Raw genomic sequence first — 2,205 nt, 5'->3', positions numbered from 1 at the left:
CCCCAACCCCTCCGGCGACACGGATTTCACCTACGCGGACATCGCGGAAGCGATGTCCGTCGTCCTGGAGCGAAACGTCATCCACAAGCCGGTCGCTCCCGACGAGCCGCGGGCGATGCTTACCGGCTCCACGGTGAACGGGGAATGGGGATTGGGCGAGCTTCTTGGTGACCCTCGACGAGACCATCACTGCGGGGGTGTTCGCGCGTGTCAGCGACGATCTTTCCCGGCTCCTCGGTCGGCCGACGACCAGGCTCGTCGACGGACTGAGGGCGCCATGAGGGCAGGGGCGGCGGTCAACCGAGGCGAGCGCCGCCCCTGCCGCAGATCCGCCGACGTGATCACTGGGCTCTGGGCACGGTGCTGCCCATGTGCCGTTCGCTGCCACGGCTGCCATGGCTGCCAGCACGGGGTGTTCGATGATGGGTAGTGTCGCGGTGTGACGATCATCAGGCAACGGCTGAATGAGCTACGGCGGCGTGCCTTTGCAGGGCGCACCGGTGAGATCGAGCTGTTCCGGTCGATGCTGGGGGCAGGCGGCGTGCTTTTTCTTCACGGTCCTGGCGGCATCGGCAAGAGCGCATTGCTGGACGTGCTGGCCGATGTCGCCGGGACCGCGAGCGCCGACCCGATCAGAATCGACGGCCGCGATGTGCCGCCGGTCCCAGGTTCCCTTCAGGCGCGCTCCGGCAGCGGCCGGACGGTGCTGCTGCTCGACACCTACGAGTTGCTCGCCCCCATCGACGACTGGGTACGGGAGGAGTTCCTGCCCGCGCTGCCCGCCGACGCGGTTGTGGTCATCGCGGCACGGCGACCGCCCTCGTCGCGGTGGCTGGCCGATCCCGCCTGGCGCGAGCTGGTCCGGGTCGTCGCGCTGCGCAACCTCGCGCCGCATGACGGCCGCGCCTACCTGGCGGGGTAGAACGTCCCCGCCGAGTTCCACGAGCACCTGCTCGACATCAGCCACGGCCACCCGCTCACCCTGTCCATGCTCGTCGACGCGGTGCGGCGAGACGGTGACGTCCCGCCACGCACACTCGGAGACCTGCCCGACGTGGTACGCGGTCTGCTGACCCGCACCCTGGAGGAGGTGCCTGAGCCGCGTCATCGGCTGGCGCTGGAGGTCTGCGCGCACGCCAACGTCATCACCGAGACCGTCCTGCGATCCGTGCTCGGCGACAACGCCGGGGAGCTGTTCACCTGGCTGCGCACGTTGTCGTTCGTCGAGGAGGGTCCGTACGGCCTGTTCCTGCACGACACGGTCCGCGACATCCTTGACGCCGACCTGCGGTGGCGCGACCCGAAGCGTTACGCCGAGGTGCACACCCAAGTGCGGGCCGACTTGGTCGCACGGATCCGCTCGGCGCCGGACCCACGCGAGCAACAACGGCTCCTGGCCGACGCCATCGTCGTGACCTGCCCGCGGACCAGGCTCGCCGCATACGTCGCGGCCGCCCGGCCCGTCGACCACCACATCGATGTACTTCGGCCGCAAGACACGGCCCCGATCGTCGAGATGACGACCCGCGCTCAGGGGGCGGAACAGGCCGAACTGGTGGCGCACTGGATACGGCGCCAGCCCGGAGCCTTCCGGGTCTTTCGCGGACCGGACGGGGAGCCACAGGGATTCGGCGCCTGCCTCGACCTGCGCGCCGAGGACGTCGGGGTGGATCCGGGCGTCGACAGCATGTGGCAGTACACCCAGCAGCACGGCGCGGCACGCCCAGGCGAGCACGTACGAGCCTGGCGGTTCTTCCTCGACCGTGACCGTGAGCAGGCATCATCGCCGTCACTGACCCTGTTCGCCGTGTGCCAGATCCTCGACATCCTCACGCGTGACCACTCCGCCTGGACGTTGGTGGGGGCGTACGCGGATGCCGGACTGTGGGAGCCGACACTCGGCTATCTGGACTTCTGGCCGGCAGCCGAGGCGGCGTACACGATCGGGGATGCCACCTACCCGGTGTTTGTCCACGACTGGCGACGCACCGGCCTCACCGAGTGGCTCGAACTCACCGCGGCCCGCGAGGTGGGTGCCCCGACCCGCCCGGTGCAGGAGCAGTCGGCCGAACTCGTCCTGTCCCAAACCGAGTTCGCGGAGTCGATCCGCGCGGCGCTGCGCGATCTGCACGCGCCGCAGGCGCTGCGGCGCAATCCGCTGATGCGAGCGCGGGTCGTGCGGTCATCTCCCGCGGGACTCCACGA

Annotated in this window: 1 protein-coding gene and 1 pseudogene; both read left to right on the top strand. The window is 69.7% G+C overall.

What is annotated here, in order from left to right; genetic code table 11:
* Positions 1–439 precede the first annotated feature (439 nt).
* On the top strand, positions 440–922 hold the full coding sequence (locus tag ACIBA9_RS38110; RefSeq protein ID WP_399370367.1) for an ATP-binding protein: 483 nt from the start codon (positions 440–442) through the stop codon (positions 920–922).
* A 66-nt stretch (positions 923–988) separates the two neighbouring features.
* A pseudogene (locus ACIBA9_RS38105) lies at positions 989–2,205 on the top strand (hypothetical protein); the annotation flags it as partial.

The organism is Streptomyces sp. NPDC051452 (genome assembly GCF_044454765.1).
Classification (GTDB): domain Bacteria; phylum Actinomycetota; class Actinomycetes; order Streptomycetales; family Streptomycetaceae; genus Streptomyces.
Note: the sequence above shows the minus strand (reverse complement) of the source record. Positions and strands in the feature narration are given on the sequence as shown.